Origin of the sequence: Streptomyces sp. UH6 (assembly GCF_013421635.1) — a bacterium.
Classification (GTDB): Bacteria; Actinomycetota; Actinomycetes; order Streptomycetales; family Streptomycetaceae; genus Streptomyces; species Streptomyces abyssomicinicus.
Window position 1 is genome coordinate 1 of the sequence record NZ_JACADT010000699.1, and the last position, 3,011, is coordinate 3,011.

The window sequence follows — 3,011 nt, forward strand, 5'->3', positions numbered from 1 at the left end:
AGAGTGCGGCGCATGGGGCTCGGGCTCCTTCAGCCGGAGGACGACGGGCGTCTCCATCCCAGCCGGACCGCCCCGCCGCCGCCCGTCGCGCGACCCCATCCGCGTGATCCGGTGCGCCGAACGAGGGAGGCGAGGCCCGTCTGCCCGGCCTCGCCCCGCTCCGTCTCCCCTCTGCGACACTCCGACGCTCTCGTCTGCTCCGGCTCAGGACGCCCGTCCGGGCGGCGCACCCGCGCCGGGCGTACCGCCCGGCAGGGCCCGCCGTACCGCGGGTGGCGCGGGAAGCGCCAGAGGTGCCGGCACCGGCGTCACGGCCGGCAGTACGACATCCCCGTCGGCCGAGGCCGTATCCCCCTCCGGACGAGGAAAGACAAAATCCTCGTACCAGTCCATGGCCAGCATCATGCAGAGCATCAGAACCGGAATGATCACTACGAGCACCACCATGGGTCCGTCCTCCCAGGGGTGAACGGGGGCGGCGGAGCGCCCCGGGTCTTCTTCAGACTGCCGGACATTCCGGACTCCCGCGCGCCGACGGAACGTGGCCCGGACCACGCGGCCCGCCGGTGTGTCGCCTCCGCCTCCTCGGGTACGCGGGGGCCACCCGAAGATGTGGAGGGAGCCATGCAGCGTGGCAGCGACCGGTTGAGCGTTCACCGGGACGACGAGATGAAGCACGAGCTGAGGGGGCTGCTGCAGTCCGGACATCCCACCCGGACGGAGGAGTGGCACGACCCCGAGCCGGTCGCCGACGACGATCCGGCGGTGGCGGGCGGCACGGAGAGCGTGCGGGAGGCCCCGCTGGAGACGGTGCGGCTGGAACTGGCGCGCATCCTGCGCCGCACGTCGTTCCCGGCGGGCCCTCAGCAACTGGCGCGCACCCTGCGCCGCAACCACGCCCCGGACGCCCTGGTGGAACCTCTGGACCACCTGCCGCACAAGGCCCGCTACGCCAACGTCCAGCAACTCGCCGAGGCGATCACCCGTCCGGAGTAACGCCCGCCGGAGCACGCGGCCGGGGGGGAAAGACCGGGGGGAAGGAAGGATGTGGAACCGAGCATGCGCATCGCATTTCTCACGGCGCCCGAGGGCGTCGAGCAGATCGAGCTGACCAAGCCCTGGCAGGCGGTGACCGACGCCGGGCACGAGGCCGTCCTGGTGTCGACCCGCTCCGGCGAGGTCCAGGGGTTCAACCACCTGGACAAGGCGGACACCTTCCCCGTCGACAGGACGGTGGACGAGGTCTCGGCCCAGGAGTTCGACGGGCTGGTCCTGCCGGGCGGCGTCGCCAATCCGGACGCCCTGCGGATGGACGAGAAGGCCGTCGGACTGGTGAAGGACTTCTTCGAGCAGGGCATTCCGGTCGCCGCGGTCTGTCACGCGCCGTGGACGCTGGTCGAGGCCGGCGTGGTCTCCGGCCGGGAGGTGGCCTCCTGGCCGAGCCTGCGGACCGACATCGCCAACGCCGGCGGCACCTGGGTCGACGAGGAGGTCAAGGTCGACACCAACGGCCCCAACGTGCTGGTCACCAGCCGCAAGCCGGACGATCTCGACGCCTTCGACGAGGCCCTGCTGCGCGAGTTCGGCCGGCGGGCGGGGTAGACGGGCGACCCACGGACGTGAGGAGGGGCGGGCCCGGCGGGCCCGCCCCTCCTCACGTCCGTCCCCGGTGCCGCGCCGGGGGCCGGGGACGTCCCTCAGCCCCGCGGCTGCCCCGGGTCACGCTCGCGCGCGCCCTCCCGGGTGCGCCCGGCGGAGACCGGCCGGCGCGGATGGCGGCGCAGGTACTCGCCCTCCAGCTGCGCCATCCGCTCGTTGTGGGTGCGCAGCGCGTCGCTGGACCCGTGCAGCAGCGTGTCGTGACGTGTGCGGTGGATGGTCTCGAGTTCCTTCATCAACTGCTGGTCGTCCAGCCGGTCCGGTTCGACTCCTGCCATGGCGGCACCCCGTTCCTCGTGTTCCTTCATGGGGCACGGGTACCCGCCTGGGACACGGATCCGACGCACGAGGAAGACAACCACCCGACCGACACCGGACGCGGAACCATGGATCTCGCATTTCTTCAGCCCCTGTACGAGCGCCGAGGCCCGTGGGCCTCGGTCTACGTGGACACCTCGCACCACACCCAGGACACGCCGCGCGAGCGGCGCCTCATGGCCCAGGCGGTCGCCCGTGAACTGGCCTCGCAGGGCGCGGACGAGGCGACCTGCGAGGCGGTGCGCACGGCGGTCGACGAACTCCAGCACTCCACCGAGCCGCACGGGCGGGCGCTGTTCGCCCACGACGGCGAGGTGGTCCTGGACCCGTCGCTGGCGCGTTCCCCGCAGCGGGAGATCACCGCGGTGTGGGCGCCGCTGCCGCACGTCTCGCCGTTGCTGAACCTGCTGGGCGAGGATCCCACCTGCCTGGTGGTCTACGTGTCCCGGCGCGGCGCCGACCTCGAGCTGCGCACCGCGCTGGGCAGCTCGGACGCCGGTGAGGTGGTCGGCCGCCAGTGGCCGTTGCACCGCACGGCGTCCTCGGACTGGTCCGAGCGGCACTTCCAGCTGGCGGTGGAGAACACCTGGGACCAGAACGCGGCGGAGATCGCCCGCGAGGCGGCCTCCTGCCTGGAGGAGACGCGGGCGGACCTGGTGATCCTGGTCGGCGAGGACCGGGACCGGCGGGCCGTGCGGGAGCATCTGCCCCCGCAGGTGCGGGGGCACGCCGTGGAGGCCTCGCACGGGAGCGGGAGCCGCCTCCTGGAGGAGGAGGTGGAGGACCTGCGCGCCACCCACGAACGGCAGACGGCGGAGACGGACCTGGGCAGGTTCCTGGCCGCGCGCGGGCGGGACCCGCAGGGCGGCGCCGGCGCCGTCGAGGGGGTGCCCGCGCTGGTGGAGGCCGCGCGGGAGCACCGGATCGACGAGCTGCTGGTCAATCCCGACGGGCCGGACGCGCACCGGCAGATCTGGATCGGCGAGGAGCCGGACCAGCTGGCCGTGCGGCGCACCGACCTGAGGATCCTGGGC

The 3,011-nt window shown here is 73.2% G+C and carries 5 protein-coding genes; 3 read left to right on the plus strand and 2 right to left on the minus strand.

Translation table 11 applies throughout. The features are described 5' to 3' along the window. Window positions 1-204: 204 nt before the first annotated feature. On the minus strand, window positions 205-447 hold the full coding sequence (locus HW445_RS24465; protein WP_151770197.1) for a hypothetical protein: 243 nt from the start codon (window positions 445-447) through the stop codon (window positions 205-207). A 177-nt stretch (window positions 448-624) separates the two neighbouring features. Here HW445_RS24465 and HW445_RS24470 point away from each other — a divergent pair, with 177 nt between their 5' ends. Beyond that, a complete protein-coding gene (locus HW445_RS24470; protein WP_180223105.1) occupies window positions 625-996 on the plus strand; it encodes a DUF2795 domain-containing protein in 372 nt (123 codons plus the stop codon). 63 nt (window positions 997-1,059) lie between these two features. Next, complete coding sequence (locus HW445_RS24475; RefSeq protein ID WP_180223106.1) at window positions 1,060-1,602, plus strand: type 1 glutamine amidotransferase domain-containing protein; 543 nt, start codon at window positions 1,060-1,062, stop codon at window positions 1,600-1,602. A 95-nt stretch (window positions 1,603-1,697) separates the two neighbouring features. Here the strand turns inward: HW445_RS24475 and HW445_RS24480 are convergent, their stop codons facing one another. Next, entirely contained in the window at window positions 1,698-1,967 is a 270-nt protein-coding gene (locus HW445_RS24480) for a DUF6158 family protein (protein WP_151770194.1), read from the minus strand. A 78-nt stretch (window positions 1,968-2,045) separates the two neighbouring features. Here HW445_RS24480 and HW445_RS24485 point away from each other — a divergent pair. Beyond that, a partial coding sequence (locus tag HW445_RS24485) for a Vms1/Ankzf1 family peptidyl-tRNA hydrolase (protein ID WP_180223107.1) occupies window positions 2,046-3,011 on the plus strand: 966 nt, incomplete at its 3' end.

Excerpts from the sequence above, each read along its gene's own strand:
- HW445_RS24465 (WP_151770197.1), bottom strand. The coding sequence starts at position 447 with ATGGTGGTGCTCGTAGTGATCATTCCGGTTCTGATGCTCTGCATGATG.
- HW445_RS24470 (WP_180223105.1), top strand. The coding sequence starts at position 625 with ATGCAGCGTGGCAGCGACCGGTTGAGCGTTCACCGGGACGACGAGATG.
- HW445_RS24475 (WP_180223106.1), top strand. The coding sequence starts at position 1,060 with ATGCGCATCGCATTTCTCACGGCGCCCGAGGGCGTCGAGCAGATCGAG.
- HW445_RS24480 (WP_151770194.1), bottom strand. The coding sequence starts at position 1,967 with ATGAAGGAACACGAGGAACGGGGTGCCGCCATGGCAGGAGTCGAACCG.